The sequence below is a fragment of the Effusibacillus consociatus genome (assembly GCF_042652925.1).
GTDB lineage: Bacteria > Bacillota > Bacilli > Tumebacillales > Effusibacillaceae > Effusibacillus > Effusibacillus consociatus.
In genome coordinates this window covers 51,948-77,600 of record NZ_JBHSHC010000052.1, presented here as the reverse complement: position 1 = coordinate 77,600, position 25,653 = coordinate 51,948, and the positions used below count along the sequence as shown (strand labels likewise).

Here is a 25,653-nt window from a genome sequence, read left to right as displayed (position 1 = left end):
GCGCTGCAAAGCGCGACTTAGGATTACTCAGACAGTATGTCGTCCTTGGTTTGATCGTCCGGGAAAATGGATCTTTGCTCAAACAACATCTGCTCTTCCTCCTCCAACGCATCTTGCGGGATAAATGCCGGAGGAGGCGGCAATTCAGACAAATCCCGAAGGCCAAAGTATTCAAGGAACTCCTTTGTTGTTCCATACAGGATGGGACGGCCGGGTCCTTCTGCCCGACCAACTTCCCGAATCAGCTTTTTCCCGACCAGGTTGTTGATCGCTTTTTCACTTTTTACCCCGCGGATTTCTTCCACGTCCGCCCGCGTGATCGGCTGTTTGTAAGCAATGATTGCCAAAGTTTCAAGGGCCGATTGCGAGAGGGAAGATTGCTGGGGTTGATAGGCCAATTTTTCAAAATAAGGAGCATGTTCTGTTAACGTTGCCATCTGGAATGTACCCGCGACTTCAATAATTTGCAGACCTCTCTGCTCCCTTCGGTAATCTGCTGCAAGGTCATGGCACAAATCAGCCGCTTCCTCCGGGTCTGTTCCGATTACTTCCGCGATTTGTTTTGCCTCGAGGCCCTCACTGCCTGCCATAAACAATAAACCTTCAATAATTGCTTTAACCTCTTTATAATCCATAAACAGATTCACCACTCCACCGTCACCTTCACTTACAATTACAACACAAGATGAAGCTGAATGTCCGCAAACAGATGTTGTTGAATACATCTGATTTTGTTGTTTTTGATCAATTCCAGGATCGCAAGAAAAGTGACCACAATCTCGGACCGACGCCGATACCGGGACAAAAGTGATGTGAACGAGGCTTGTCCTTGAGCTGAGTGAAGAAATTCGAGGATTTCGGAAATTCGTTCTTTTACCGATACTTCATCACGTTGAACATGGGCAACCGGTTCTTCTTCTTCTGCCTTCATAAGGGCTGATCGGAAGGCGTCCAACAGGTCATAAAGCGAAACACCCTGAACCGGATTGGGCTCTTCATCCGGAATAAAAACGGATAAGTCAGCAGGCGGTCGTGTATAAATGCTGCTGCGATGGGTTTCTCTCGACTGGAGTTCGGCCGCCAAATGCTTGAATTTCTTGTATTCAATCAGGCGTTCCATCAGGAGCTGGCGGGGATCCATCCCCTCCTCCATCATGTCAAAAACATCATCCAGTTCTAACGGTTCGGGTTTGGGCAGCAACATGTTGCTTTTTATTGCCAACAAAGTCGCCGCCATCACGAGAAATTCGGACGCAATATCCAGTTTCAGCTCCTGCATGGCGCGAATATAAGACAGATACTGTTCGGTTATCTCGACAATGGGAATATTGTAAATATCCATTTCGTTTTTTTCAACCAGATGCAAAAGCAAATCCAACGGACCTTCAAATGATTCCAATCGAACAAGATATTCGATACTCATATGCGCTTCTCCCTTAGACAAGCAAACGCAGGATGAAGTCGATCGGCGGTCCTATAATACTCCCTAAGATGCCGCCGGGCATAAATACCAGCAGTAAGAGAATGAATGGACCGTACGTCTCCATTTTGTAAAAAATCCCCAAATAACGCATCGGCACCAGGGAACGAAGGATTTTCTCACCGTCAAGCGGGAAGATCGGCAGCAAATTAAATACGCACAACAAAACATTTATGTAGATCACTACACGAACAATCCCGGAACTGAGATTAAAGTAAGGAACGAGCTCCGAACGGGCGATCAAAGCCACCAGTGCAGCCATTAACAAATTGGCGATCGGACCTGCAATCGCAACCTTCAACATCCCCATTCGACGGTTGCCCCGAAACATCGCCGGATTCGTCATCACAGGCTTCGCCCAACCAAATCCCGCCAGAAGAATCAGGATAAACCCGAGAAGGTCAATATGAACCAGCGGATTCAGCGTCAAGCGGCCATCGCGCTGTGGAGTTGGATCTCCCAAACGGTAAGCCACCCATGCATGGGCTGCTTCATGTACCGGAGCTGCAATCAAAAACGCGATCGTAAGAAAGAGCATGTGTTCCAAACTAAAGTTAAACATGGAGTAACTCCCCTCCCCTAACTACGCCCAAACACGGTCTGCACAATTATATCACAGGCCCCAGATGCCAACAACGAACTATTGATCCAGGTCTTGGTACACAGGAATATCCTCTGTGGGAATGGATCGAGTATAAAGCCGCTCGATATACTTCCTCACCTCCGGATCTGCCGGATCTATCGGGAACTGAGCTGCATCTGATTGTTTTCGTGCGATCAGTAAAATATTCTGTTCCATATAAAGCCACCTGGAAACGGGCAGTATCCAAACCTCCGGAAACACCTGCCGCAAAGTTTTGTAGAGTGTTCGAAACGAGTCACTCCACGGCCCGCACAACGTACCTATTACATTCACGACCAGAAGCCCATTTTCCTCCAAAACTTTTGCAATCGCGGAGAAACATTCTTTGGTACGCATGGATTTGGGGATTGAAAATGAATCGAATGCATCCAGAAAAACCAGATCGAATCGCTGCTCCGCAGCATCCAGGAACGCCCGCCCGTGCATCGCAATCAGTTGGGTACGGTCGTCACACGGACAATCAAAATACTCAACAGCAGCTTGGAGTACACTCGCATCCAAATCGACACCTGCGATATATGCTTTCGGATGCTGACGACGAACGGTGCGGATTGCTGTTCCGGTTCCCACCCCCAGAGCAAGAAAGGAATGCACTTCCGGCAGCCACGCTTTATAAGCAAGAAAAAAACGCTGATACGGGAACAACAGCCGATCCTTGTTCCGCATATCCAGCGCTCCTTGCCAACTCTCACTTGCAAAGCGCATATAACGGACGCGACCTTTCTCATAGACATAGACCGTCTGATAAGGGGTTCGTTTCTTCCATATCAGCTTTGTCTTTTGAAATAGAGAAAGAACAAAGCGCATCTGTTTACGACCTCGCTTCTTTTGTTTCCAGACTGTTCTGCTTCGGAAACAGAATCATGGTAAGCACTGCGGCAAGCGCAAAGCCCCCAATCCACACGAATACCGCATGCAGACCGGCATATAGGGAGTGTTCTCTGAGCATTTGACAGCTCAAAACCGCTCCCATTACAGCCACTCCAATCGACGATCCAAGTGATCGTACAAATTGATTCGTTGCCGTAGCAATTCCCCGGCGGTTCCAATCCACTTCACTTTGAACCGCGACGGTAAAAGCAAGAGTCGACATTCCAAGACCGATTCCCATCACCGCCATCAGAACCATTGCAAAAATTCGCCCGCTTTCCGGTGCCAACACGCTTAACAAGACAGCTCCCGCCGCTATAAAAGCAACGCCAAGATACGCAAGCCGCCTAAAGCCCCAAGCCACCAGATTGCGGCCGCCGTAAACGCTGCCAATCATCCAGGCGATCGACATGGGAGTTAAGGTAAATCCCGCTTCCGTTGGGGAACCCTTTAAAACCTCTTGTACATAAAGCGGTATGTAACTGGTGACCCCCAATAAGACAGCCCCCACTAAAAACGAGGTTGCGTTTGATACCACAATCACACGAATTTTGAAAAGTTCCAAAGGAACAATCGGTTCCTTGGCACGCCGCTCGACATAGAGAAAGGCAAGCACACCCACGAAAGAAACCGCCAACAATGAGAGAGTTGCAGGATGCGTCCAAGACCATTTTCCTCCCTGCAAAATCGCAAGCAGCAGTGCAGTCATTGAAGCGGTCAAGATGAAGGCACCCACAAAGTCGATCGCATGTTTCTTCTTTTCAATCTGTTCATCTAAACCAAACCAGAGCAGAAGAATACCCAATAGCCCGAACGGAATATTGATATAGAATACCCACGGCCAGGAAAGGAAGTCGACAATGATACCTCCCAGTGCGGGACCGATAATGGCTGCCACTCCCCAAACTCCGGAAAAAAGCCCCTGTACGCGCCCGCGCTCTTCAACCGTAAATATATCTCTCAGAATCGTGGAGGCAATTGCCATAATGGCACCTGCGCCAAGTCCTTGAACCGCCCGCCCGATCACCAGCATGGTCATCGAATCTGCCATACCGCAGAATACGGAGCCAACAAGAAAGATTCCGGCTCCAATGGTAAACATGATTTTCCGCCCGAACAGATCCGCCAGCTTCCCATAAAGCGGGGTGGAGACGGCCGAAGTTAGAAGGTAGGCGGAAAATACCCAGCTGATCAAGGATAACCCGCCCAATTTTCCAACAATGGTGGGCATCGCGGTTCCGACAATGGTCACGTCCATCGCTGCCAGAAAATTGGTGATCATGACAGCCAGTACAACCGCTTTCCGATTGGTCCGCACGTTATCCCTCAATCACCTTCGTCAGGTTGGCCATTTCAATTGCGGTAACGGCCGCTTCCCAACCCTTATTCCCGGCTTTCGTACCTGCACGCTCAATAGCTTGTTCGATCGAATCGGTCGTCAGTACTCCGAAGATCGTAGGCACTCCTGTTTTCAGGGAAATTGCCGCAACACCTTTCGCCGCTTCTGAACAAACATAGTCAAAATGCGGCGTAGAGCCTCGAATCACAGCCCCCAATGTAATGACGGCATCATATTTTCCGCTCTGCGCGAGTTTTTGTGCCGCGAACGGGATTTCAAACGCTCCGGGAACCCAGGCTACAGAAACTGCATTCTCGTCTACTCCATGCCGTTTCAAAGCGTCCAAAGCGCCCGACAACAATTTGGAAGAAATAAATTCGTTAAAGCGGCCTGCCACAATCCCGATTTTTAAACCGGTACCAATCAGATTTCCTTCAAATGTTTGTGCCATTAGTTGTTCTCCTCCAGTGATTACATATTTAACATGTGACCCAACTTTTTCTGTTTTGCATTCAAGTACTTGATATTGGACTCATTGGGCTCCATCTGAATCGGAATGCGTTCCACAATCTTGAGTCCATGACCTTCCAATCCCCGAATTTTTCGAGGGTTATTGGTAAGCAATCGAATCTCTCGAACCCCGAGATCGATCAGTATCTGGGCTCCAATTCCATAGTCCCGCAGATCGGCGGGAAATCCGAGCTTTTCATTCGCTTCTACTGTATCGTATCCGTTTTCCTGCAATTCATATGCCCGAATTTTATTGATCAGGCCGATCCCGCGACCCTCCTGCCTCATGTAAAGCAGTACACCCGATCCGTTTTCTTCGATTTGCCGCAGGGCAGCGTGCAATTGAGGTCCGCAATCACAGCGGTGAGATCCGAATACGTCACCCGTCATGCATTCCGAATGCACTCGAACCATCACAGGCTTTGACGAGTCAATTTCGCCTTTCACCAATGCAACGTGCTCCTTCTGATCCACAGAGTTTGTATAGACAACCGCGTAGAAATCCCCGTATTCGGTTGGCAAATGAGCAGATGCGGCAGGTTGGACCAGTACCTCCCTGGATTTCCGGTACCGGATCAGTTCCTCAATCGTGATCATCTTTAAATCATGCTCTTTGGCAATATCGACGAGGTCCGGAACGCGCGCCATGGTTCCGTCCGGCTTTAACACTTCACAAATAACCCCGGCGGGATACGAATTGCAGAGCCGGGCCAGATCAATCGCAGCTTCTGTATGTCCTGCTCGGCGCAAGACCCCTCCTTCACGTGCAACCAATGGAAAAATATGCCCCGGACGCTTAAAGTCATCTGCTGTGCTCCGCTCATCGATCAATGCAGCTACGGTCACTGCCCGCTCAAATGCGGAGATTCCCGTTGTTGTTCCTTCTTTTGCATCTACCGATACTGTAAAAGCCGTTCCATGCGCATCCGTATTTTTATTCACCATCGGCTGCAGATCCAGTTCACGCGCCCTGGATTCCGTGATCGGCACGCAGACCAGTCCTCGCCCGTGTGTGATCATAAAGTTGATTACTTCCGGGGTAGCTTTTTCAGCGAGCGCTACGAAGTCTCCCTCATTCTCTCTATCTTCATCGTCTACGACAATGATGACCTTGCCTGCTTTCAGATCTTCCAAAGCCTCTTCTATTGAATGAAACATCTGGAACCCCTCCCCTTTAATCAGTCCGCAAAACCATGCTGCTTGAGATATTCCAAGGATAAACCGGCTTGCTTCTTGTCAGCCCCGAAACGGATCTCCAACAGCTGCTCCACATACTTTCCGATCATGTCACATTCCAGATTAACAGGATCGCCAATCTTCTTCGAACCAAGGTTAGTCATTTGTTCGGTATGAGGGATGATCGAAACCCGAAAGCTGTTCGCCTCCCGATCCATAACCGTCAATGAAATTCCGTCAATCGTAATCGACCCTTTCGGGACTATATATTTCATGATTTCCGGAACGGTCTCGATTCCAATCACTTTCGCATTGTCTTCACGGGAAAACGAAATGATACGACCGATTCCATCGATATGCCCTGACACCATATGCCCGCCAAACCGTCCTCCCATCTGCATGGCCCGTTCCAAATTGACCGGACTCCCGGGCTGCAGAGTGCGAAGCGATGTTCGCCGCATGGTTTCGGGAACCACATCTGCATCAAATCCATTTGCAGTAAACCGGGTAACCGTCAAGCAGACTCCGTTTACCGCAATCGAGTCCCCCAACTGAACATCCGAAACGACTTTGGCTGCCTGGATCGATAATTGAATCGCATTCCCCGAAGGGCGAATTGAAGCCACTCGACCAACTTCCTCTATGATTCCTGTGAACATCGTTTCACCTCCAAAGAGGATATCCGGTGATCGAAAGATCACTTCCGAACATTTCCACACTCATATTTTGGAGCTCAACGGCATCTCCCATTCTGGAAAATCCGCTTCCTCCAATCGGGGAAGGACCCGTTCCCCCGATCAGCTTGGGTGCCACGAACATAGTCACCTTATCAATCAATTGTGCTTCCAGGAATGCCCCGTGGACCTCTCCGCCGCCTTCGACAAGCAATAGTGTAATCTGGCGTTTATGAAGCTCATTCATGAGTTCATTCAGATCCACCTTGCCATCCTGCAGTCGCACCGTGACGATTTCGATACCTCTGTTTCGCAGACGATTGATTTTATCCGGATCCGCATCCTGCCCGCAGGCAACTATGGTTGGTGCCGCTTGATCCAATACATGTGCGGTTTCCGGTACTCGCAAACGGCTGTCGAGAATTACTCGCACCGGATTGCGTCCTCCTTCGGGCAGTCGAGTGGTTAAATACGGATCATCCGCAAGTACGGTTCCAATGCCAACGAGGATGGCATCCGTCAGATCACGCATCCGGTGCACCTCATGTCTTGCCGCCTCGCTTGTAATCCATTTGCTGTCTCCTGTCCCGGTTGCAATCTTCCCGTCGAGCGTCATCGCCGCTTTCATCCAGACAAAGGGGCGTTGCCGGGTGATCGAAGTGATCCAGACTTGATTCATTCTCCGGGATTCCTCTTCCAGCACGCCTATTTCCACTTTAATCCCGGCTCGCCGAATCCGATCTGCTCCCCGTCCGGCAACCAGAGGATTAGGGTCGAGCATCGCGATGACAACACGCGAGACTCCCGATTCGATCACTCGATCCGCACAGGGAGGTGTACGCCCATGATGGCTGCAGGGTTCAAGAGTCACGTAGATCGTTCCCCCTCTTGCCGCACCCCCGGCCATATTCAGCGCATGCACTTCCGCGTGCGGTTCGCCGGCTTTCAGGTGGGCTCCCATTCCTACGATACGGCCCTCGTTCACAACCACTGCCCCCACCATCGGGTTCGGCCAAGTTCGCCCATTTGGAGCAGATGCAATTTCCAATGCAAGCTGCATATATTCTTGATCCGTCAACGCAGTCATCTCCACACGATGTTTTTCGGGTCCCCATCAAAGTACTCGGAATAAACATCGGAGCTTTATCGTCACTTTGATGGGCAAAAAATATGCCCTGAAGAGACTTCTCTTCAGGGCATACCAGTAGCGTAATAGAAGCAATACCAAAAAGCGGACATAAAATCCCGATTTTCAGCATAGCTTGAAATAAGGCGTGGAATCTTCCATGCCTTGCTGGCTCCTTCTCCCATCCGGACTGTACCGTCGGTGTTGGATTCTCACCAAACTCCTGCTTCTTTAGTAAGTCTTACCAAATGTCTTACTAAATCGGCTCGTGGACTTAGCGGAGGTTACTCCGCATCACCACCGGTCGGGAATTGGCTCTAAGCCTCACCCTGCCCTGAAGGATTATTCAATTGAGTGTGTATTCAGTATACCGGCCGGTATGAGATCTGTAAAGTGTAATGAGAGTGTAATTTGCAATATCTATTAAACCATAATAAAATAAGCATGTCCTCATACTAGATTGTTTTTATACTTAATCATCCTGGAGTGTATGCGTATGTTCCGAAAACTGATTATCTGGATACTTGCCATCATGCTGATCGCAACCATGCTGCCCCTATTTGCTTTTGCCGAGAGCAAGCCATCCGTTGAAGCTGAAGGGGCTCTTCTTATGGATATGAAGTCAGGCCAAATCCTGTATGAAAAAAATCCCCACGAACGATTCTATCCGGCTTCCATCACAAAGGTCCTGACTGCAATCATTGCATTGGAGAATTCCAGACTGGATGAACAAGTAGTAACTTCCAAACTTGCCCGGGAACAAGAAGGCAACCGTGTGTACTTGGCGGAAGGCGAATCTCAGACGATGGAGAATCTTCTGTACGGACTGATGTTGAATTCCGGTAACGATGCGGCGATTGCCATTGCTGAACATATCTCCGGATCGGTTGAATCGTTTGCCGAGTTGATGAATCAAAAGGCAAAGGAACTGGGCGCAAAAAATTCGCATTTCGTAAACCCAAATGGACTGCACGATCCGAACCACTATACAACTCCATATGATATGACCCTGATTAGCCGATATGCAATGCAAAACCCGAAATTCCGAGAAATCGTGAAAACAGAAACTCGTCCGTGGCACGGTAAAGAATGGGAATCGGTGCTGTATAATATCAATCCAATGCTTTACAATTACGAAGGCGTGAATGGAGTCAAAACCGGTTATACCGATCAGGCCCGCCAAACGATCGTTGTCTCGGCAATCCGCGGGGATCGCGAATTGATTGGCACACTGATGAAAATGGAAACCAAAATGACGGTGCGGCTCGATTCCACCGCTTTGCTGGATTACGGATTCAATCATTTCGAAACAAAAAAATATGCTGACAAAGATCAAATTGTGAGTTCTCTGGTGTTCAGCGACGAGTTGAAAACAGATGTCAAAGTTGCTTCTGACTGGTATTACACCTTTTCTCCCAATGAGAATCCTGACATACGATCCGAAGTTCGATTACAGGCTCCGGCAAAACCTCCAATCCCAGCCGGCACCGTTGTTGGGAAACTGGAATTTTTCGCAAACGGTCAATCCGTTGGATCCGTACCGTTAATTACTGCGGGGGAAATACCTGCTCCCGCATCGATTCTGCAAGCTCTTGAGATCAACCCCGCTTTCAAATGGTGGTACACCCTGCTTCCTGTACCGCTGCTGTTAATCGGATTTTTCTATCGGAGAATGAGGGTTCGCTCCGCGCAAGAAATGCGCGTGCAAAATTTCCGGAACTACCGGAACTATTATTAACCGTTAACGCATGCTTTGACACAACAAAGCATGCGTTTTCAATAAAAAAAGTCCCCAAGGGGACCCCATTAAGATAAAGCGGCAGCTGATCTTCTGCCCATCCACCCTCTTACCATGCCCCAAAACGGAACCACGAATGCCCATAATCCACGAAAGGCTCCTGCCCATCGAAACAAAGTTGCCATCATTCCAAGTAATGCACCCATTTTTTCACCCCTTTAGCGCGTCGTTACTATAAGGGTATGCAACCCAATATAAAAAGCCAGCGGCATCCGTCTACCGCCGGCAAAAAAATAAAACATCCCATTAAAGTGACCCGACCTTCATCCGTTCAGGGATCAGATCATATTGAATCAAATCCTGGAGCGATTCCCGCTTGACGACCAGGTCCGCTTTCCCGTCTTTGACGAATACCACGGCGGGTCGCCCGATCCGGTTGTAGTTGCTTGCCATTGAATAGTTGTACGCACCAGTACAGGACACAGCCAGAATATCGCCGGCCTTCACCTCAGGCAATTCGATATCCCAGATCAGCATGTCTCCGCTTTCGCAGCACTTTCCTGCAATTGATACGGTTTCAACAGCCGGATCGCTAGCCCGGTTCGCCAGAATGGCCTCATACTCAGCCTGATAAAGAGCCGGACGAGGATTGTCTGTCATGCCGCCGTTTACAGCTACATATTTGCGGACTCCCGGGATGGTTTTGGTCGATCCCACTGTGTAGAGCGTGGTTCCTGCAGCCCCTACGATCGAACGCCCCGGTTCAATAATAACTTCCGGGAACTCCAAACCGCGTAACGCGAACTCGGATTTCACCGCATCCGCAATCGCGCGTACATATTCCTGGGGTGTCAATGGCGTATCTTCGTCCTTATAGCGGATGCCAAACCCGCCTCCCACATTGATTTTTGTTAAAGTAACCCCGGCTTTCTGTGCAGTCCATTCATAAAGATCGGCGACGCGACCAATTGCCGCCGCAAAGCCTTCTGTTTCAAAGATCTGCGAACCGATATGCGAATGCAGACCTGCCAAACGAACTCCTTTGGTTTCCAGCGCGGACAGAATCGCCTCTTGCGCCTGACCGCTTCCCACATCAAAGCCAAACTTCGAGTCCTCTTGACCGGTCGAGATATACTCGTGCGTATGGGCTTCAATGCCGGGAGTAACCCGCAGCAGGATCGTGGCAGTTTTGCCCGCCTCGGAAGCCATGGCCCCCAACAACTCCAATTCGTAAAAATTGTCCACAACAAATTCGCCGATTCCGACTTCCAATGCATATTTGATTTCATCCGGTGTTTTATTGTTGCCATGGAAGTGAATCCTTTCCACCGGAAAACCGGCCTGCACCGCAGTATGCAATTCCCCGACCGAAACAACATCCAACGACAATCCTTCTTCCACAGCCAATCTGCACATGGCTAACGTGCAGAATGCCTTGGAGGCGTAGCCAACCTGATAGCGCAAACCGCTCTCCTCAAACGCTTGTTTGTAAGCTCTGCAAATATTGCGGATCAAAGTCTCGTCATATACATACAAGGGGGTTCCGAATTGTTTGGCCAACTCAACTGTATCGCATCCACCGATTTCCAGGTGGCCTTTTTCATTGATGCGGCTCGTTCCATGAAGATACATGAGATGAGCTCCTCTCCCTAAAAATCAAAAAGTCAGTCAATGAACCATTGACTGACATTATAGCATGCTTTTTTCACCAGAGGGAATATAGAAGTGTCTATAACTGTGATTGCCATTTTATATCAGTTCGGCTGGCGGTCAGAGTCCTACGGATGGACAATGCTCGGCCTTTTGTTGATGTATTGAATTGGTGACCTGATAAATATATCAAAAAACGCTCGGATATTCAACGGGAACAACGGCCACATGTAAAAGCACCTTTTTAAAAAACTCGAGGTTGCCCTCTATTTGTTTATCTAACGGAAGATGTTGTTCACTCGGAGGAATGTCTGTATTCTTCTGCGCTTGAGGCATCATAACCACTCCGTTTCAGGATTTCCAGTATTGCCGAGGTTGTAATCGGGGCTCCTTTATAAAACGCATCGTGGCCGTACATTTTGCCGATATCCCCGATTCCAACTACAATCGGCACGTTGCACTCGGTCAATACATCTACGGTATCTCCCATTATGATGGGTTCCCGAAGCCCTAACGGAACCCCGTTCTTATCGACTCCATCGCTTACGATGTTCCCTTCCAAATCAAAGGAAAAGTCCACTCGTGTACCATCAACGAATTCGGTATTTGAAGCAACCGCGATAGCTCCAATCACTTCGATAGACGGATCGCATACAAACTCCCTCAGGGCTTTCTCCCCGTAACCCTCGTCCCCATTCCCATTATCGTCAAACATTACAATAACAGGGTCATGCTTTGCCTGGTGAACGAGATCAACTATCTCATGTCCCGTTAAAGGGGTCGGGTTGCCGGCGGATCGTGAAATGACTCGTGCCCCCACCTGCCGGGCTGCCTCTTCCACAGTCTTGCGGGCCACTTTATCTCCGTCTGTAATGAGAATGACCTTCCGCTTTCTTGCAGATTGATTGGAAGCCATACCGATCACTCCTTACGGATTATCCTTTTGGCCGAAACACTAAGCTGGCGAGAAATCCGAAAATAATGGCCGCGGAAATCCCCGCGCTCGTTACTTCAAAGATCCCGGTGATGATTCCGATAATCCCGTGCATTTCCGCTTCCTGCATCGCTCCGTGGACCAATGCATTCCCGAAGCTGGTTATGGGTACGGACGCCCCCGCCCCTGCAAATTTTATCAGCGGCTCATAAAGACCCAAACCATCCAGCACAGCGCCCGCACAGACCAGGATCACCATCACATGTGCAGGTGTAAGAGTTGTTAAATCCATAAGCAGTTGCCCAATTACGCATATCAAGCCGCCAATCACGAACGCCCATAAGAAGGTCATTTGTCAACACCCCCTGCTTCAATCGCAACCGCATGCGCTATGCACGGAATCGTCTCTCCTTGCTGCACCGACAAAGGGGATAACAGTGCCCCCGTTGCAATCACCAAAATTCGGTTTAACTCCCCTTTCGACATCCTTTTCATCAGGTGTCCGTAAGTAACAGCGGCACAACATGCACAACCGCTGCCTCCGGAGAAAACTTCGGACTGATCGGGATCAAAAATCAGGATTCCGCAATCCGAAAATTTGTCCTTCATGCGATACCCTTGTGTCTCAAGCAGTTCCTGGGCAATCGGATGCCCGACCCTGGCCAAATCTCCCGTAACGATCAGATCATAATCATCCGGAGTTCTCCCGGTATCCTGAAAATGAGCCACAATCGTGTCAACTGCCGCCGGTGCCATAGCTGGACCCATTTCCCAAGGATTTTTGATTCCCATGTCCACCACTTTTCCGATCGTGGCATATGTAATGAGAGGTCCCTGCAATCCCTTTCCGACCAGGGCGGCTCCTGCGCCCGTTACCGTGCAGTGGGCTGAACTGGGCTTCTGGCCCCCGTATTCGGTCGGATAACGAAACTGACGTTCCGCTGTTGAGTTATGGCTTGAAGTAGCGGCTACAGCATAGTCGGCAAACCCTGAATCCACCAATTGAGCGGCTAGCGCCAGACCTTCCATGGAAGTCGAACATGCACCGAATATGCCGAGATAAGGAGTTCCAATCGTTCGGGCAGAAAAGCTGGAAATCGTGATTTGATTAATCAGGTCCCCCGCGAGAATCAGATCGACTTGGCTCTGCTGGATTCCTCCCTTTTTCACTGCCAACTGAATGGATTCTTGCAGCAATTGCTCCTCTGCTTTTTCCCAGTTCTTTTGTCCCACATAGGAATCGTCATGTATCACGTCAAAATCATTCCGCAGCGGACCTTGCCCTTCCTTAGGTCCGCCTACTGCGGCCGAAGCCAACAAACGCGGTTGATTCTCAAATTTCCATGATTGTTTTCCCAATTTCCCCATCGTTGGCAGCCCCCTTTACAGCCTCTCAATAACAAACCGAATTAACGCAACTACAAACGCTGCCACTGTCCCGTATACAATCACTGGTCCGGCCAGTTTAAACATGTTTCCCGCGACTCCCAAGACATATCCTTCACTTTTATACTCGAGTGCCGAAGAGGCCATTGCATTCGCAAATCCCGTGACCGGAACTGCAGAGCCGGCTCCCGCCCATTGACCGATCCGATCGTAAACCCCGAGCCCGGTTAAGAGCACCGAAATGAATATTAAAGTAGCGACTGTCGGATTGCTGGCAGATCGTTCTGTAAAGTTGAAGTAAGTAGTGTAAAATGTCTGGATTGCTTGACCGATTAGACAGATCGTGCCCCCCGCAAGGAACGCCCGCACCACATTTTTGTATAAAGGTCGTTGAGGTGTGCGTTCTTTGGCAAATTTCTTATACGCTTCCTGATTTTTGGGACCACTTGCAATCATTGATGAACCTCCTCGCAAGACTCTTCGTGTTTCTTTAGAATCCCTCCATGGCTTGCCTCCTATGCCAGTTTCCTGTTGGAAACTGCCCCCAATAACATGAAAATGCCTTTAGCAGAAAAGTTCCGCTAAAGGCATTCTTCTAGAGCCTGGTTGCATTGGTCACCGAGTCGTATTGGGGTGTCATCACGAAGTGATAGTATCCCCATCCGGCACCGGTACAGATAAGAATGCCGGCCAGTAACAGACGAACGATACGTCCTTTGAACAAATTCCGGTTCATGCGCTCCTCCCACATGCAGTGCAATTAGTAAAAGTATGCGGCAGGAAAAGAAATTTTATCCCAATTGATCTTTTATCGTTTGTAAAATCCGCTTTTCAAGGCGAGACACCTGAACTTGGGATATTCCCAAGACGTCCGCAACTTCCGCCTGTGTTTTGTCCCTGAAAAAGCGCAGAAAAACAATTAATCGCTCTCTTTCAGGCAGCTTTGATAAAGCGTCATGCAGTGAAAGTTTATCAAACCAACGATCTTGTGAGTCATCCGCAATTTGATCCATCAGATAAATCGGATCCCCGTCATTTTCGAAGACGGTTTCGTGGATGGAGGCAGGCTGCCGCAAAGCTTCCTGAGCGAACACAACCTCCGCCGGTTCCATTCCCATCGCTTCCGCCACCTCGTTAATATGCGGCTGCCGTCCCATTTTTTTGGATAATTCATCGCGCACTTTTCGAATTTGACGGGCGGTTTCCTTTAGGGATCGGGAGATTTTGACAGTCGAGTCATCACGCAGAAACCTCTGAATCTCCCCGATAATCATCGGAACCGCGTATGTAGAAAACCGGACATCATAACTCAGGTCGAATTTGTCAATTGCTTTCATTAAGCCGATACATCCGATTTGAAACAGATCCTCCGGCTCATATCCGCGATTTAAAAATCGCTGAACCACAGACCACACCAATCGTTGATTGGCGATTACGAGCTGTTCCCGAGCATGGTCATCTCCTGCCTGGCTGTTCCTGATAAGCTCTTTCACTTGTTCATCGGTTAATTTGGCTTGTGAAGGGGTTCGATTTCGTTCCATAGACAAGCCCCTCAATGTCCGAGCACTTGCGCACTCTTGATACTTTTCACCAGCCGGACGCGTGTTCCCTTGCCAAGCTCGGAAGTTACCTCAATCTCATCCATAAAGTTCTCCATGATGGTGAATCCCATGCCGGAACGCTCCAATTCAGGCTTCGAAGTATAAAGCGGTTCGCGAGCCTGCTCAATATCGGGAATTCCTTGACCTTCATCTTCGATCACAATTTCAATCCGCTGGCCTTCCAGCGAGCAAGTTACGGTAACAATCCCATCTCTTCCGTCGTACCCATGAATGATGGCGTTTGTAACGGCTTCCGATACGACTGTCTTAATCTCGGTTAATTCTTCCATGTCAGGATTGAGTTGCGAGACAAACGCCGCCACCGATACCCTGGCAAATGACTCATTTTGCGACAAGCTGGCAAACTCCAGTTTCATATAATTGCGAGCCATGGTTATGCCTCCCCCATTTCTGTTAACGCACGGGTTTCGGTATCGTGGATTGGCAATATTTGGGGGATTCCTGACAGTTCAAATATTTTCCGGATGGAATCATTTACGGAGCAAAGGGACATTTTTCCTCCCAGCTGCGAAATTCGCTTGTAACGTCCCAAGATGACGCCTAATCCTGAACTATCCATAAAGGACAATTGTTCCATCGAAATAATCAGGTTCTTGTATTCTCCTTTTTCCAGTTCTGACTCGACACGATCTCGAACCACTTCAGCCGTGTGATGATCCAGTTCACCAGCCAGGCGGACTACCAGGGTAGTTCCAATTTGATCTGTTCCAACATGTATGCTCATCGTTTTACTCCCCCTGCAACTCCTAATCTACCAAGGGTATTCGAGTCACAGAGAAAATTTTCCTGCATGTCGACAAAACTAGTGGTAATTCGATTAAATTAGTCAAAAGCGGCGGGCCGCCTGTTGAATGGGATCCCATACCCCGTTAAAAGGCGGGGCGTATGTGAGGTCCAGATCCAATAGTTCATGGACTGTCAGCTCATGATACAAAGCGGTCGCCAATACATCCACCCGCTTGTCAGCCCCCGATTTGCCAGCCGCTTGCCCGCCTACCAGCTGCCCTGCAGATTTCTCCACGATCAGTTGGATCGACAGATCCTCCGCATTCGGATAATATCCGGCATGATCCTTCGTGTTGATCGTTACCACCTCAACCTCCATCCCCAAGTCTTCCGCTTCTTTTCTGGATAACCCCGTCCGGGCCAACCCCAGCTCAAACACTTTCATTACAGCCGATCCAACAATCCCGGCAAACGCTGCCTGTTCACCGGACATGTTAATGCCTGCAATCCGTCCTTGCTTATTCGCGGTTGTACCCAACGGAATATAATCATCCTTTTTCTTCACCCGATGGTAATGAACCGCCACATCACCGGCTGCATATATTCCGGGCAAATTTGTTTCCATCCTTGCATTCACCTGAATTGCATTGCGAACCCCCAATTGAACTCCCGCGTCTTTTGCCAGTTCGCTGTTTGGCGCCACTCCGACCGCAAGCAAGACAAGATCTGCTTCGAGGGTTTCAGATTCTGTTTCAACCGCTGCGGCTTTCCCATTCTGCCCAACGATTCCTTTCACGTTTTGTTCCGGTTTCACGAGCACCCCATTTTCTTCCATATGCTGCTTTGCAATCTCTGCAATTTCTGAATTCCAAGCTGTCGCCAACTGTGGATTCCGATCGAGGATCGTTACTTTCTTCTCCGAAGCAGACAACGCTTCCGCCATTTCAATGCCTATGGGTCCGCCGCCGATAATCACACATTTGTTGACTTCACCGTTCCTTACGTATTCTCGAATCCGTTCCGCATCCCGAATTGTTTTCAGCACAAATACCCCTTGCAAATCAATTCCTTCCCACTCGGGAACGACAGGACGAGCGCCTGTAGCAATCAGCAACCGGTCATAGGGGACTGTTCCTGCCTCACCGGATTGCATATTTATGAAATCGACTGTTTTTTCCGATGGATGAATTTTCGTTACCTTGTGATAGGTGCGGGCATCAATTCCGTATTTGTTGCGAAAGGTTTCTGCCGATCTTGCGATTAAATTATCTGTTTCGGGAATATCGCCGCCTATATAATAAGGAAGCCCGCATTGTGCATACGAAAATGTATCCCCCATCTCTAAAGCCACCACTGAAGCGTCCGGCAGCCGCCTGACAATTTGCATCGCTGCGCTCATCCCAGCCGCATCTCCACCGACAATCACAAACTTTTGCATAGTAACCCCCTCCGGTGTCATCTTCTTTATGATTTTTCGGGTCTTTTTCACAATCACTATTCCCCTTATCAACAATGAATAGTACAATAATATGGGGTAAAGGAAACAGGGGGATCGTATCGCATGCATAAAACATTAGGACAAAAAATCAAAGAACTTCGTCGCAGCAAGAAGATGACCCAAAGTGAACTGGGCGATGGTTTGGTTACTCCCAGCATGATCAGTCAGATTGAAGCGGATAAAGCAAGTCCTTCGCATAAATTGTTAGGTGAGCTGGCGGAACGCCTTGGCGTCACCATTCAATATTTTCTTGAAGACATTCAAGCGAAAATCGCAAAAAACGGTACATTAAAATATGCCCGCATGTTAATGGAGGCGGACAATTTTGAATCGGCTTCCCAGCTTCTTGGAGAACTCCTTAGCGAACCCATTCCTCATCTCGAAACTTCCCTAATCAAACTGGATCTCGCCTATTGTCTGCAAAAGCAAGGTGAAATTGAGAAAGCTCTCGAACTTTACGAAGAGATCGTTCATGATTCGATGAGCAAAGACGAACCGGGGTATGCAGTAACAGCATTACGTGCGATGGGTACGGTTGAATACGAGAGAGGCAATCTCGTTCTGGCCAATTTTCACTGGAATAAAGCTGTCACAATTGGACTTCGGCAGAGTCAAATTGATGTTGACCGGATTTCGGATGTGATGCTTCTGCTTGCCCAATCACAGAACAAATTAGGCGACAATGCGGATGCACTGGACACTCTGCGCAGGGTTCAAACTTTCCTGGAACGGTCTAACGACATGCCCAAACTCGCTACTTTATCCCGTACTTTCTGCGAGGTGTACCGGGATCTGGGCCTTTTCAAGAAAGCGGAAGAATTTGCGCATGACGCAATTGCAATCTATAAGACCTTGAACATGCGTTCAGAAACAACTTATATGAAGATCACTCTTGCCCAGATCATGGATGAAAATGGCCGTTCCGATGATGCGCTCCGTTTGCTTGAGGATTGTCTGGAACAAGCGGATGTCGAAGTGATGGAAGTGATCGCACACATCCACTCTGTGATCGCAAAAATTTTCTATCGACTTGACCGATATGATCTGGCAAAGGCCCACTGCGAAAAAGCTCTGGCATTTGGCGACAACGACTATGAAACATTAATTCAAGTGTATCGGATTCTGTCGAACATCTGTCTCAAACGGGAACAGTACACCGAAGGCATCTACAATTGCGAACAGTTGATCTACCTGTGTCAAAAACAGCATCGCGTGGCCGAACTCACCCGTGCGTTCACTTTGTTGTCCGATATATACAAGCGGCAAGGAAATTACATGTCTGCCACCGAAACATTCCAACGAATGCAAAAGGCAGTAGAGAATAATTTGCGTGAGAAAACCGTTGTTTAGCTCGAAAAAGGGACTCGCAATTCACGAGTCCCTTCGTTTTCTTTATGATGACCCCAGCCGCAACCAGCTTGCCATAGTCCGCTTAAACATGGAAGCAACGCCGGCCTTATCCACATCTTGCGCTGCAAGAATTTCAGTTCTTCCAATTTCCAGCCCGTTTTTATAAACCACCACATGGCCGACAACGTCTCCCTTTTTCAGCGGTGCCCGAACCGGAAGGAATTCAACTTTTTGAGTAAACGAATCTTTCTTTTCTCCCTTTTTCATCAGGATGCCGACCGTATCACCTGCAATCATCGGAATTACGGCAGGATATCCTTTGTCAATACGCCCCAGTTGCACCACCTGTCCTTTTTTGTAGATCGGTTCACTGTAGAAGTTGGCGAACGCCCAATCAAACATTCCTGCAATGTCGGCGTTCCTTTGCGGGCTTGTCGGCTCACCCATTACGACTGCAATCACACGGAATTCACCGCGCTTTGCCGTTGCGGAAAGACAGTATTTTGATTCGTTGGTGAATCCGGTCTTCAATCCGTCAACGCCCTGGTAGAAACGAACCAGCTTGTTCGTATTGACCAACCAAAATGGCCTCTCTGTGTCTTTTCGCAAATAATCCTGATACATGGCCGTCCACTTGAGCACGGGTTCGTGTTTCAACAGTTCTCTGGACATGACCGCGATATCGTACGCAGACGTATAATGGTTTTCCACCGGCAATCCATTGCAGTTGGAGAAATGGGTATTCTTCAAGCCCAACTCCTGAGCACGCTGATTCATCAGGCGGACAAATTCTTCCTCCGAACCTGCCAAGTGTTCAGCCACTGCAACGGAAGCATCATTAGCTGAGCCGAGAGCAATTCCTTTCATCATATCTTCAAGTGTCATTTCTTCACCCGGTTCAAGGAAAATCTGGGATCCTCCCATCGAAGCCGCTCGCTCACTTGTTCGGATCTTATCGGATAATTTCACTTTGCCTGACTCAAGCGCTTCCATAACCAGCAACATCGTCATGATTTTGGTGATGCTGGCAGGCGGTAATTTCTCATGGCTGTTTTTTTCAAAAAGCACCTGACCTGTTGCGGCATCCATCACGATCGCTGATGCGGCTTGTTTGGCAATTTGAACTTGTCCTTTGCCATCATCCGGTTTCATATCGGCAGCCCTTGCTGAGGTTACAGGCAGCAGAGCCGCACCTGCCACAACACATGCTGCAAGCCCCGCCAAGACTGTTCGTTTCATTATCCTACCCCACATACAGTGAATACCTCCTTCGATAATTGCACCCTGTTTAGGTAGTATGCACAAAATAAAAAGGGGCTATTTGCCCCTTTTTCCAATTTTCCCTATTATCGAACCAACTGGTAGTCCTCCAAGGCTTGCTGCAGAGTTGCTTTGGTGTCTACCTTTTCAGTAAATGAAATGCCCAATTCAATCATGGTATTCGCAATTTCCGGACGTATACCCGTGATAATAGCTTTACAGCCCAGCAAACCAATCCCTTCTACAATTCGAAACAGATGTCCGACAACCGCCGTATCCATAAATGCAACACCTGATAAATCGATAATAATTCTTTGTATTTTAAGGCTGGCGATCTGAGTGAGTGTCTGTTCCTGAACTTTTTTCGCCCTGTATGTATCGAATGTCCCAACAATAGGCAGCACCGCCATTGAAGATGATAATGGAATAATCGGTACAGACAATTCATCAACCATCTCCCGGTGGGCACGAAGCAATTCATCTTTGAATTCCATATAGCTCGAGAAATAATGAGAAACATAATTGTCAAAGATAAAATTTGTTTTGATCCCAATTTGAAAAAAGCCTTCTGCATCGAGCTCTGAATTTTTATAGTAGTTATATAAAAAGTCCCAGTACACTTTCCGGAAGCCCTGAATCAATTCCAGTTTTACGACTAAAGGAACATCATTTTTTGCGCCAATTTTTCCCCGTTCTCTAGCCAGCATAATCAATTCATGATACCGGTCTTCATTAATAAGGTCGGCCATATTATCACAAACCTCGCGAATATTTTGTCTGTAAGCAGCATCTTCAACTTGGTCCATAACTGTTTTGGTATCGGAAAACAATACTTCATAAAATCGACTCCGATTCTGTTCAAAAAATTCTTTAAAGCTCTGACCGTTTTCATACTGCAGATCCAAATCAATCACTCCCATTTGATGTGTAACGTCAGTCGGAAATTGAATCGTAAATGTGGTTCCTGCCCTAACCGTGCTGTCTACATCGATTTTCGCTCCATGTTGGTAGATCGTTGAAAACACTTGAGTTAACCCCATGCCCGTGCCTTCATCCTTGGTGGTAAAAAAAGGGGTTCCCAACAGTTCAAGCTTCTCTGCAGGTATACCGACCCCGGTGTCACGAATGCGGATATACACACAGTTCCCCATTCTGTAATGTTCGATTGTGATGGTTCCTTTGTCCGGAATCGCTTCGAAAGCATTTTTCAAGAGATTAAAAAATGCTTTCTTCAGCTGATTTTTCTTCCCGTAGACAATCTCGTCCGTATTGCGAAAGTTTCTTTCAATTCGTACGCGATAGATTTGGTCCTGGAACAAGTAAAGTAAAGACTCCAATTCTATGCAAAGATTAATAGGCACATAGGGCTCATCTTGCAAATCCGGCTTGGAAACCTGCAACAAATTTTGCAGCGTGGAAATTGCCCGATCCAATTCCGAGCTCGCAATTTCCAAATACATATGCGGTGATTCCTCTTCCATCAATTGCAGAAATCCCTTAACCGTCGTCAATGGATTTCGAACTTCGTGTGCTATTCCAGCCGCTATTTGTCCTATTGAAGCCAAACGGCTTAACGTACTGTCCATTGATGTGTCATTATTTTCTTCCCCGTTTGACCGCCACAACTTTAGTTCCTCCCGTCGAAGTCTCGATATAGAATTCATCCATTAATCTCTTGACACCGGATAACCCCAATCCCAATCCACGTGAAGATGGTGTCTTTTTCCCATCCAAAACATCGTCTATATTTGAAATCCCGGGACCTTGATCAAGTACCTCAATACGTAACCCATGATCGAAGATTTCGCAATAAAAAATGCCCTTCCTTCCGGCATGGTCCAAAATATTTCGGGTCAACTCCGAAACACTGACGAAAACCTTTTGCTGCTCCAGATCAGAAAACCTCAGCTGCTTCATCAGGCGACGAACGGTGCTTAACGCAAAATAAACATCATCTTCTGAACTAATGTTTACTTTCTGAAATGTCATCGGGTGAGGGAATCCTCCATGCTCAATCGACGTAATTTTACTTAAAAATATGAATATATACTCATTTAAGAATATCATGAGCATGTCAGGTTTGGCCACTTCATTCTGCCATCGAATTCAGTACAATTTCGTGCATTTTCTCGCAAAGCCAGCCCCCTTCCGGAATTCTTTCCATCCTCTTTCGCAAACTGTGCAGTTGACACATAAACTAAAACGGTAAAAGCACTTTCTGTTCCCGAAGAACATATACTCTAGGTGGATGCCAAAAAGATGTGGTGATACTAATGAAAAAAAAACGATGGCTCTATCATCCCGCAAAAACGTTTATGTCCCTTCCAAATCTCAGACAGGCTGCGGTAATAAAGAGCAAAAAATCCAATCCACTGCAAGTTAAAAGATTGCGTACAAAAAACGTCCGCAAAATAAAGTTGGGTAAAATAAAGTCACCTAAAATACCGTGGCAAATAAAAACCAAGATCATAAAAACTGGAAAAATTAAGGCTTCCAAAATTAACAGCGACACGCTCCGTGCAGACAATTTGAAAATTCAGGGTGGAATTCCCTGTCTCACTTTTACGGAGTTGAAATTCAAAGGACTGATCGCCGGAGATGAATTTCAATCTATACCGTCACAGAATACTTCTTTGAAAACAACAGTCACATATATGGTGGCGAATCGCAGTAAGAATACAAAGATTGAGGCACAAATCGAAATCAGTCCCAACAATTCGGATTTCTTTCTTGATACGTTCCCCATAACAATTGAACCCGGCAAAAATCATGTATTTGTCCCGCTTCGCTTTTCCAAATTCACACGGGTCTCTTTTCGATCGATTGAAAAAGGAAACACAGCGAAAATTGATATTTTTTTCCAAGCTCAAGAGCAATCGTCAAAAAAAACTTGACCTCCGAACCCAAAAAACCGACGGAGGTGTTTTTGCTTTGTTTTGTTTTGTTAATCATTCTTCAGAAACCCTATATCGCTTCTATGGATTACATAAGCATTTTCATGCCTGCGACCTCCCGGAGGAAGTTCAGCCAACCTCAGTGTAGCATTTTTAACCGCTTCTTCCACGATGTTTCGCACAAGACGGCCATTGCCAAAATTTGATCCACGGTTTTGATATGCATCCTGATAATACTTCAGCAACTGTTCCAAAACATCTTCAGCCAGTCGATACCCCTGCTCAATTAGCATCAATTCGGTAATACTCATCAGTTCATCAGGATCATAGTCTTCAAATATGATTTCACGACTGAAACGCGATCGTAATCCGGGATTGCTTTCTATAAATTGCTCCATCTTTTCCGGATAGCCAGCAGCAATCACTACCAATTTTCCTCGTTCATCCTCCATCCGCTTTAAGAGGATATCGATGGCTAATTGCCCATAATCATGATTGAAGGCGGGTTTTAATGTATAGGCTTCGTCTATAAACAGGACTCCACCGATTGCCTCATCAATCACCTTTTTCATTTTTTCTTCGGTATGGCCCATCCAAGCACCAATCAATTCTTCTCGTGAAGTTTCAACCAGATGGCCTTTTGGCAGTACGCCAAGAGCTGCATAAATTTCGCTGAGCAAGCGTGCAACAGTTGTTTTTCCTGTTCCCGGATTTCCTAAGAACAGCAGGTGCGGGGAAAACTTTCCCGTAACATCTCTCTCCTCCTCCTTATAATACCGAACCAGCTTAACAAGTTCTGATACACTCTTTTTTACAGATTCCAGGCCGATCATCCTGTTAAGTTGCTCGAGCAGTTCTGATAAACGTTTCTCATTAATTGGGATTGAGACTGTTTTGGAAGGAACTGATGTGAGAATCCCTTCAACATCTTCCGCCAGAATCGTTGTCATAACTTCTCGAGTCCGTTGTTCTTTGAGTAATTTCGAACACCGTTTGGCATGGTGAATCTTGATGTTTTCAATATATTTACGAACCAAACGGGCATTTCCGAAAAATTTGTCTCTCTTTCTGTACAAACAGATAAATTCTTCCCTTAACAACTCTTCCGCTTGCGGGCTGAAGGTATACTCTTCTTTTTGGGCCATCATCTGGGCAATTCTGATCATTTCATCAGGAGTGTAGTCCTGGAAACAAAAATAATTTTTAAAGCGGTCTTTTAAACCTGGGTTTGATTCGATAAAGGCCTGCATTTCTTCAGGATACCCTGCAGCAATAACGACAAACTGACCGCCGGAGTCTTCCATTCTTTTCAGGATCACATCAATCGCTTCTTGACCGTAATCATTGGAGGTAAGGTGTTTTGCCAGCGTGTAGGCTTCATCAATAAACAACACTCCGCCCATCGCCTCATGAATGATTTTTTCTGTTTTGATGGCGGTTTGTCCAACATATTCAGCAATCAGGGCCGGGCGATCCACTTCCACGACATGCCCCATTTCAAGCAATCCCATAGCTTTAAAAATTCTTCCAAGCAACCTGGCGATGGTCGTTTTCCCTGTTCCCGGATTTCCTAAAAAAATACTGTGAAGTGAGATCGTATCAGATGTTTTCACTCCCAGACGTTTACGATCCCGGACATACTGAAGATAATCGATCAGGTCATGAATCGACTGTTTGACATTCTCCAAACCGATATAGTGCTCCAGTTCATTCAAGAGAGTTTCGAGCTCATCTTTATTCTGAGTCAAAGCGCTTTCCGTCTGAGGCGAATCAGATGAAACAATATCCACCTTGTCTTCAATCCGGCACCTGTGTATCGTTAATCGACTCTCTTTGTCTCTGACCGTTATGCCAAGACCTCTGTGTCCGGAGATATCACAATCCTCCAGTGTCCCAAACCCATTTTCACTCACCCAGACGCCGATACCCTCACCATCCCGAATCCGGCAGCGCCGGAACAGCGCTCTGCCGTTTTGTTTGATCACGACACCGCAAACACGATGGCCGAATATATCGCAGTCTTCAAGTGTTCCCTGCGCGTTGTCAACGACAAACACCCCCGCATCGTTTCCGCTGTGAATTCTGCAGTTCTTAAAAACCGGGTTGGCTCCCCGGGAGATGGCTGCTTCCGCAAGGACATGCCCGAATATCTCACATTCCTGGAAGGTCCCCAGCCCGTCTTCATATGCATAAATACCGGCATTTTTTCCATGGAAGATCCGACAGCGCCGAAAGATTGGATTTCCCCCGCCGGCAATTTCCACATTCGGGTGTTCATGGCCGAATATTTGACATTCCTCCAAAATTCCCCGTCCGTTGTCATACACATAAATTCCTGCTTCTTGCCCTTCGTGAATCCGGCAGCGGTGAATAAGAGGATTCGCATTGCCGGAAATGCTTATGCCAGCGCCGGCCTTTGCACTGATGTCGCAATTCTCAAGCACAAGCTGTCCGCAAGGAATGGCAACAGCCGCTTTGTCTCCGCCGCTTTCCTGACGTATTGTGAATCCCCGGATGACAGCATAATCGGTTTGCATCATAATGCAATTCGAATCTGAAATCGCGAGAATGATTTCATCCACAGGACCATCACCAATGATCTCCACATGTTTGTCGATTCTGATCATTTCATGATACACACCCGGATATACAATGATTGTTGAGCCCGGAGCGGCTCTTTGAACAGCCTCCTGAATGGAATGGCACTGGGCATTGATATGTTTTGACACGGTAATAATATCGTTCAATCTGTTCCACCTCCTTTAGGGCGACACTCA

At 47.5% G+C, this 25,653-nt stretch carries 27 protein-coding genes and 1 riboswitch; of the genes, 3 read left to right on the top strand and 24 right to left on the bottom strand.

Annotation, left to right across the window (positions count from 1 at the left end; genetic code table 11):
- Window positions 1–23: 23 nt before the first annotated feature.
- The 9 genes from scpB to ribD form a co-directional block, all read right to left on the bottom strand.
- On the bottom strand, window positions 24–635 hold the full coding sequence (gene scpB, locus ACFO8Q_RS07915) for an SMC-Scp complex subunit ScpB (protein WP_380025254.1): 612 nt from the start codon (window positions 633–635) through the stop codon (window positions 24–26).
- A 38-nt stretch (window positions 636–673) separates the two neighbouring features.
- A complete protein-coding gene (locus tag ACFO8Q_RS07910; protein ID WP_380025224.1) occupies window positions 674–1,423 on the bottom strand; it encodes a segregation and condensation protein A in 750 nt (249 codons plus the stop codon).
- A 13-nt stretch (window positions 1,424–1,436) separates the two neighbouring features.
- Window positions 1,437–2,042 carry a site-2 protease family protein gene (locus tag ACFO8Q_RS07905; RefSeq protein WP_380025223.1) on the bottom strand — a complete coding sequence of 202 codons (606 nt, stop codon included), beginning with the start codon at window positions 2,040–2,042 and terminating at the stop codon, window positions 1,437–1,439.
- A 78-nt stretch (window positions 2,043–2,120) separates the two neighbouring features.
- On the bottom strand, window positions 2,121–2,930 hold the full coding sequence (locus ACFO8Q_RS07900; RefSeq protein ID WP_380025222.1) for a spermidine synthase: 810 nt from the start codon (window positions 2,928–2,930) through the stop codon (window positions 2,121–2,123).
- A gap of 4 nt (window positions 2,931–2,934) precedes the next feature.
- Window positions 2,935–4,311, bottom strand: a complete 1,377-nt coding sequence (locus tag ACFO8Q_RS07895; protein WP_380025221.1) for an MDR family MFS transporter — start codon at window positions 4,309–4,311, stop codon at window positions 2,935–2,937.
- Between the two features lies 1 nt (window position 4,312).
- Window positions 4,313–4,783, bottom strand: a complete 471-nt coding sequence (gene ribH / locus ACFO8Q_RS07890; RefSeq protein WP_380025220.1) for a 6,7-dimethyl-8-ribityllumazine synthase — start codon at window positions 4,781–4,783, stop codon at window positions 4,313–4,315.
- 20 nt (window positions 4,784–4,803) lie between these two features.
- Entirely contained in the window at window positions 4,804–6,000 is a 1,197-nt protein-coding gene (locus ACFO8Q_RS07885) for a bifunctional 3,4-dihydroxy-2-butanone-4-phosphate synthase/GTP cyclohydrolase II (RefSeq protein ID WP_380025219.1), read from the bottom strand.
- A 20-nt stretch (window positions 6,001–6,020) separates the two neighbouring features.
- Window positions 6,021–6,677: a riboflavin synthase gene (locus ACFO8Q_RS07880; RefSeq protein WP_380025218.1), complete on the bottom strand. Its 657-nt coding sequence runs from the start codon at window positions 6,675–6,677 to the stop codon at window positions 6,021–6,023.
- 4 nt (window positions 6,678–6,681) lie between these two features.
- Window positions 6,682–7,779 (bottom strand): bifunctional diaminohydroxyphosphoribosylaminopyrimidine deaminase/5-amino-6-(5-phosphoribosylamino)uracil reductase RibD, encoded by a 1,098-nt coding sequence (gene ribD / locus ACFO8Q_RS07875; RefSeq protein ID WP_380025217.1) that lies wholly within the window; start codon window positions 7,777–7,779, stop codon window positions 6,682–6,684.
- A gap of 208 nt (window positions 7,780–7,987) precedes the next feature.
- Window positions 7,988–8,164: riboswitch (FMN riboswitch) on the bottom strand.
- 150 nt (window positions 8,165–8,314) lie between these two features.
- Here ribD and ACFO8Q_RS07870 point away from each other — a divergent pair.
- Window positions 8,315–9,556 (top strand): D-alanyl-D-alanine carboxypeptidase family protein, encoded by a 1,242-nt coding sequence (locus tag ACFO8Q_RS07870; protein WP_380025216.1) that lies wholly within the window; start codon window positions 8,315–8,317, stop codon window positions 9,554–9,556.
- A gap of 68 nt (window positions 9,557–9,624) precedes the next feature.
- Here ACFO8Q_RS07870 and ACFO8Q_RS07865 read toward each other — a convergent pair whose 3' ends face one another.
- The 11 genes from ACFO8Q_RS07865 to ACFO8Q_RS07815 all read right to left on the bottom strand — a co-directional run bounded on the left by ACFO8Q_RS07865 (window position 9,625) and on the right by ACFO8Q_RS07815 (window position 17,312).
- Window positions 9,625–9,762, bottom strand: a complete 138-nt coding sequence (locus tag ACFO8Q_RS07865) for a hypothetical protein (protein WP_380025215.1) — start codon at window positions 9,760–9,762, stop codon at window positions 9,625–9,627.
- Window positions 9,763–9,862: 100 nt separating this feature from the next.
- Window positions 9,863–11,188 carry a diaminopimelate decarboxylase gene (gene lysA, locus ACFO8Q_RS07860; protein WP_380025214.1) on the bottom strand — a complete coding sequence of 442 codons (1,326 nt, stop codon included), beginning with the start codon at window positions 11,186–11,188 and terminating at the stop codon, window positions 9,863–9,865.
- 313 nt (window positions 11,189–11,501) lie between these two features.
- On the bottom strand, window positions 11,502–12,122 hold the full coding sequence (gene spoVAEA / locus ACFO8Q_RS07855; RefSeq protein ID WP_380025213.1) for a stage V sporulation protein SpoVABEA: 621 nt from the start codon (window positions 12,120–12,122) through the stop codon (window positions 11,502–11,504).
- A 19-nt stretch (window positions 12,123–12,141) separates the two neighbouring features.
- Window positions 12,142–12,492 (bottom strand): stage V sporulation protein AE, encoded by a 351-nt coding sequence (spoVAE, locus tag ACFO8Q_RS07850; RefSeq protein WP_380025212.1) that lies wholly within the window; start codon window positions 12,490–12,492, stop codon window positions 12,142–12,144.
- The gene (gene spoVAD, locus ACFO8Q_RS07845; RefSeq protein ID WP_380025211.1) at window positions 12,489–13,508 is read right to left on the bottom strand and encodes a stage V sporulation protein AD; all 1,020 of its coding nucleotides are present in this window, start codon (window positions 13,506–13,508) and stop codon (window positions 12,489–12,491) included. The genes spoVAE and spoVAD overlap by 4 nt, the downstream gene beginning before the upstream one ends.
- Window positions 13,509–13,523: 15 nt before the next feature.
- Window positions 13,524–13,979, bottom strand: coding sequence for a stage V sporulation protein AC (spoVAC, locus tag ACFO8Q_RS07840; RefSeq protein WP_380025253.1), 456 nt, complete (start codon window positions 13,977–13,979; stop codon window positions 13,524–13,526).
- Window positions 13,980–14,121: 142 nt separating this feature from the next.
- Entirely contained in the window at window positions 14,122–14,262 is a 141-nt protein-coding gene (locus tag ACFO8Q_RS07835) for a hypothetical protein (protein WP_380025210.1), read from the bottom strand.
- Window positions 14,263–14,317: 55 nt separating this feature from the next.
- On the bottom strand, window positions 14,318–15,067 hold the full coding sequence (sigF, locus tag ACFO8Q_RS07830) for an RNA polymerase sporulation sigma factor SigF (protein ID WP_380025209.1): 750 nt from the start codon (window positions 15,065–15,067) through the stop codon (window positions 14,318–14,320).
- A gap of 11 nt (window positions 15,068–15,078) precedes the next feature.
- A complete protein-coding gene (gene spoIIAB, locus ACFO8Q_RS07825; RefSeq protein ID WP_380025208.1) occupies window positions 15,079–15,519 on the bottom strand; it encodes an anti-sigma F factor in 441 nt (146 codons plus the stop codon).
- 2 nt (window positions 15,520–15,521) lie between these two features.
- Window positions 15,522–15,872 carry an anti-sigma F factor antagonist gene (gene spoIIAA, locus ACFO8Q_RS07820; RefSeq protein WP_380025207.1) on the bottom strand — a complete coding sequence of 117 codons (351 nt, stop codon included), beginning with the start codon at window positions 15,870–15,872 and terminating at the stop codon, window positions 15,522–15,524.
- Between the two features lie 102 nt (window positions 15,873–15,974).
- Window positions 15,975–17,312 carry an FAD-dependent oxidoreductase gene (locus ACFO8Q_RS07815; RefSeq protein WP_380025206.1) on the bottom strand — a complete coding sequence of 446 codons (1,338 nt, stop codon included), beginning with the start codon at window positions 17,310–17,312 and terminating at the stop codon, window positions 15,975–15,977.
- Window positions 17,313–17,435: 123 nt separating this feature from the next.
- On the opposite strand from ACFO8Q_RS07815, the gene ACFO8Q_RS07810 reads away from it, so the two are divergent.
- Window positions 17,436–18,722 (top strand): helix-turn-helix domain-containing protein, encoded by a 1,287-nt coding sequence (locus ACFO8Q_RS07810; RefSeq protein WP_380025205.1) that lies wholly within the window; start codon window positions 17,436–17,438, stop codon window positions 18,720–18,722.
- 42 nt (window positions 18,723–18,764) lie between these two features.
- Here ACFO8Q_RS07810 and ACFO8Q_RS07805 read toward each other — a convergent pair whose 3' ends face one another.
- The 3 genes from ACFO8Q_RS07805 to ACFO8Q_RS07795 all read right to left on the bottom strand — a co-directional run bounded on the left by ACFO8Q_RS07805 (window position 18,765) and on the right by ACFO8Q_RS07795 (window position 21,971).
- Window positions 18,765–19,961, bottom strand: coding sequence for a D-alanyl-D-alanine carboxypeptidase family protein (locus ACFO8Q_RS07805; protein WP_380025204.1), 1,197 nt, complete (start codon window positions 19,959–19,961; stop codon window positions 18,765–18,767).
- Between the two features lie 107 nt (window positions 19,962–20,068).
- Window positions 20,069–21,607 (bottom strand): ATP-binding protein, encoded by a 1,539-nt coding sequence (locus ACFO8Q_RS07800; RefSeq protein WP_380025203.1) that lies wholly within the window; start codon window positions 21,605–21,607, stop codon window positions 20,069–20,071.
- A complete protein-coding gene (locus ACFO8Q_RS07795; RefSeq protein ID WP_380025202.1) occupies window positions 21,579–21,971 on the bottom strand; it encodes an ATP-binding protein in 393 nt (130 codons plus the stop codon). Before ACFO8Q_RS07795 ends, ACFO8Q_RS07800 begins: the two co-directional genes overlap by 29 nt.
- A gap of 284 nt (window positions 21,972–22,255) precedes the next feature.
- Between ACFO8Q_RS07795 and ACFO8Q_RS07790 the strand changes: the two genes are divergently transcribed.
- Entirely contained in the window at window positions 22,256–22,876 is a 621-nt protein-coding gene (locus ACFO8Q_RS07790; RefSeq protein WP_380025201.1) for a DUF6385 domain-containing protein, read from the top strand.
- A 50-nt stretch (window positions 22,877–22,926) separates the two neighbouring features.
- Here the strand turns inward: ACFO8Q_RS07790 and ACFO8Q_RS07785 are convergent, their stop codons facing one another.
- The gene (locus tag ACFO8Q_RS07785; RefSeq protein ID WP_380025200.1) at window positions 22,927–25,623 is read right to left on the bottom strand and encodes a right-handed parallel beta-helix repeat-containing protein; all 2,697 of its coding nucleotides are present in this window, start codon (window positions 25,621–25,623) and stop codon (window positions 22,927–22,929) included.
- Window positions 25,624–25,653: the final 30 nt, after the last annotated feature.

Coding starts and splice junctions, on each gene's coding strand:
- ACFO8Q_RS07865 (WP_380025215.1), bottom strand. CDS start 9,762: ATGGGTGCATTACTTGGAATGATGGCAACTTTGTTTCGATGGGCAGGA.
- spoIIAB (WP_380025208.1), bottom strand. CDS start 15,519: ATGGCTCGCAATTATATGAAACTGGAGTTTGCCAGCTTGTCGCAAAAT.
- sigF (WP_380025209.1), bottom strand. CDS start 15,067: ATGGAACGAAATCGAACCCCTTCACAAGCCAAATTAACCGATGAACAA.
- spoVAE (WP_380025212.1), bottom strand. CDS start 12,492: ATGACCTTCTTATGGGCGTTCGTGATTGGCGGCTTGATATGCGTAATT.
- spoVAEA (WP_380025213.1), bottom strand. CDS start 12,122: ATGGCTTCCAATCAATCTGCAAGAAAGCGGAAGGTCATTCTCATTACA.
- ACFO8Q_RS07790 (WP_380025201.1), top strand. CDS start 22,256: ATGAAAAAAAAACGATGGCTCTATCATCCCGCAAAAACGTTTATGTCC.
- spoVAD (WP_380025211.1), bottom strand. CDS start 13,508: ATGGGGAAATTGGGAAAACAATCATGGAAATTTGAGAATCAACCGCGT.
- ACFO8Q_RS07835 (WP_380025210.1), bottom strand. CDS start 14,262: ATGAACCGGAATTTGTTCAAAGGACGTATCGTTCGTCTGTTACTGGCC.
- ACFO8Q_RS07900 (WP_380025222.1), bottom strand. CDS start 2,930: ATGCGCTTTGTTCTTTCTCTATTTCAAAAGACAAAGCTGATATGGAAG.
- scpB (WP_380025254.1), bottom strand. CDS start 635: ATGGATTATAAAGAGGTTAAAGCAATTATTGAAGGTTTATTGTTTATG.
- ribH (WP_380025220.1), bottom strand. CDS start 4,783: ATGGCACAAACATTTGAAGGAAATCTGATTGGTACCGGTTTAAAAATC.
- ACFO8Q_RS07810 (WP_380025205.1), top strand. CDS start 17,436: ATGCATAAAACATTAGGACAAAAAATCAAAGAACTTCGTCGCAGCAAG.
- ACFO8Q_RS07805 (WP_380025204.1), bottom strand. CDS start 19,961: ATGAAACGAACAGTCTTGGCGGGGCTTGCAGCATGTGTTGTGGCAGGT.
- ACFO8Q_RS07795 (WP_380025202.1), bottom strand. CDS start 21,971: ATGACATTTCAGAAAGTAAACATTAGTTCAGAAGATGATGTTTATTTT.
- ACFO8Q_RS07885 (WP_380025219.1), bottom strand. CDS start 6,000: ATGTTTCATTCAATAGAAGAGGCTTTGGAAGATCTGAAAGCAGGCAAG.
- ACFO8Q_RS07880 (WP_380025218.1), bottom strand. CDS start 6,677: ATGTTCACAGGAATCATAGAGGAAGTTGGTCGAGTGGCTTCAATTCGC.
- ACFO8Q_RS07910 (WP_380025224.1), bottom strand. CDS start 1,423: ATGAGTATCGAATATCTTGTTCGATTGGAATCATTTGAAGGTCCGTTG.
- ACFO8Q_RS07870 (WP_380025216.1), top strand. CDS start 8,315: ATGTTCCGAAAACTGATTATCTGGATACTTGCCATCATGCTGATCGCA.
- spoIIAA (WP_380025207.1), bottom strand. CDS start 15,872: ATGAGCATACATGTTGGAACAGATCAAATTGGAACTACCCTGGTAGTC.
- ACFO8Q_RS07905 (WP_380025223.1), bottom strand. CDS start 2,042: ATGTTTAACTTTAGTTTGGAACACATGCTCTTTCTTACGATCGCGTTT.
- ribD (WP_380025217.1), bottom strand. CDS start 7,779: ATGACTGCGTTGACGGATCAAGAATATATGCAGCTTGCATTGGAAATT.
- lysA (WP_380025214.1), bottom strand. CDS start 11,188: ATGTATCTTCATGGAACGAGCCGCATCAATGAAAAAGGCCACCTGGAA.
- ACFO8Q_RS07815 (WP_380025206.1), bottom strand. CDS start 17,312: ATGCAAAAGTTTGTGATTGTCGGTGGAGATGCGGCTGGGATGAGCGCA.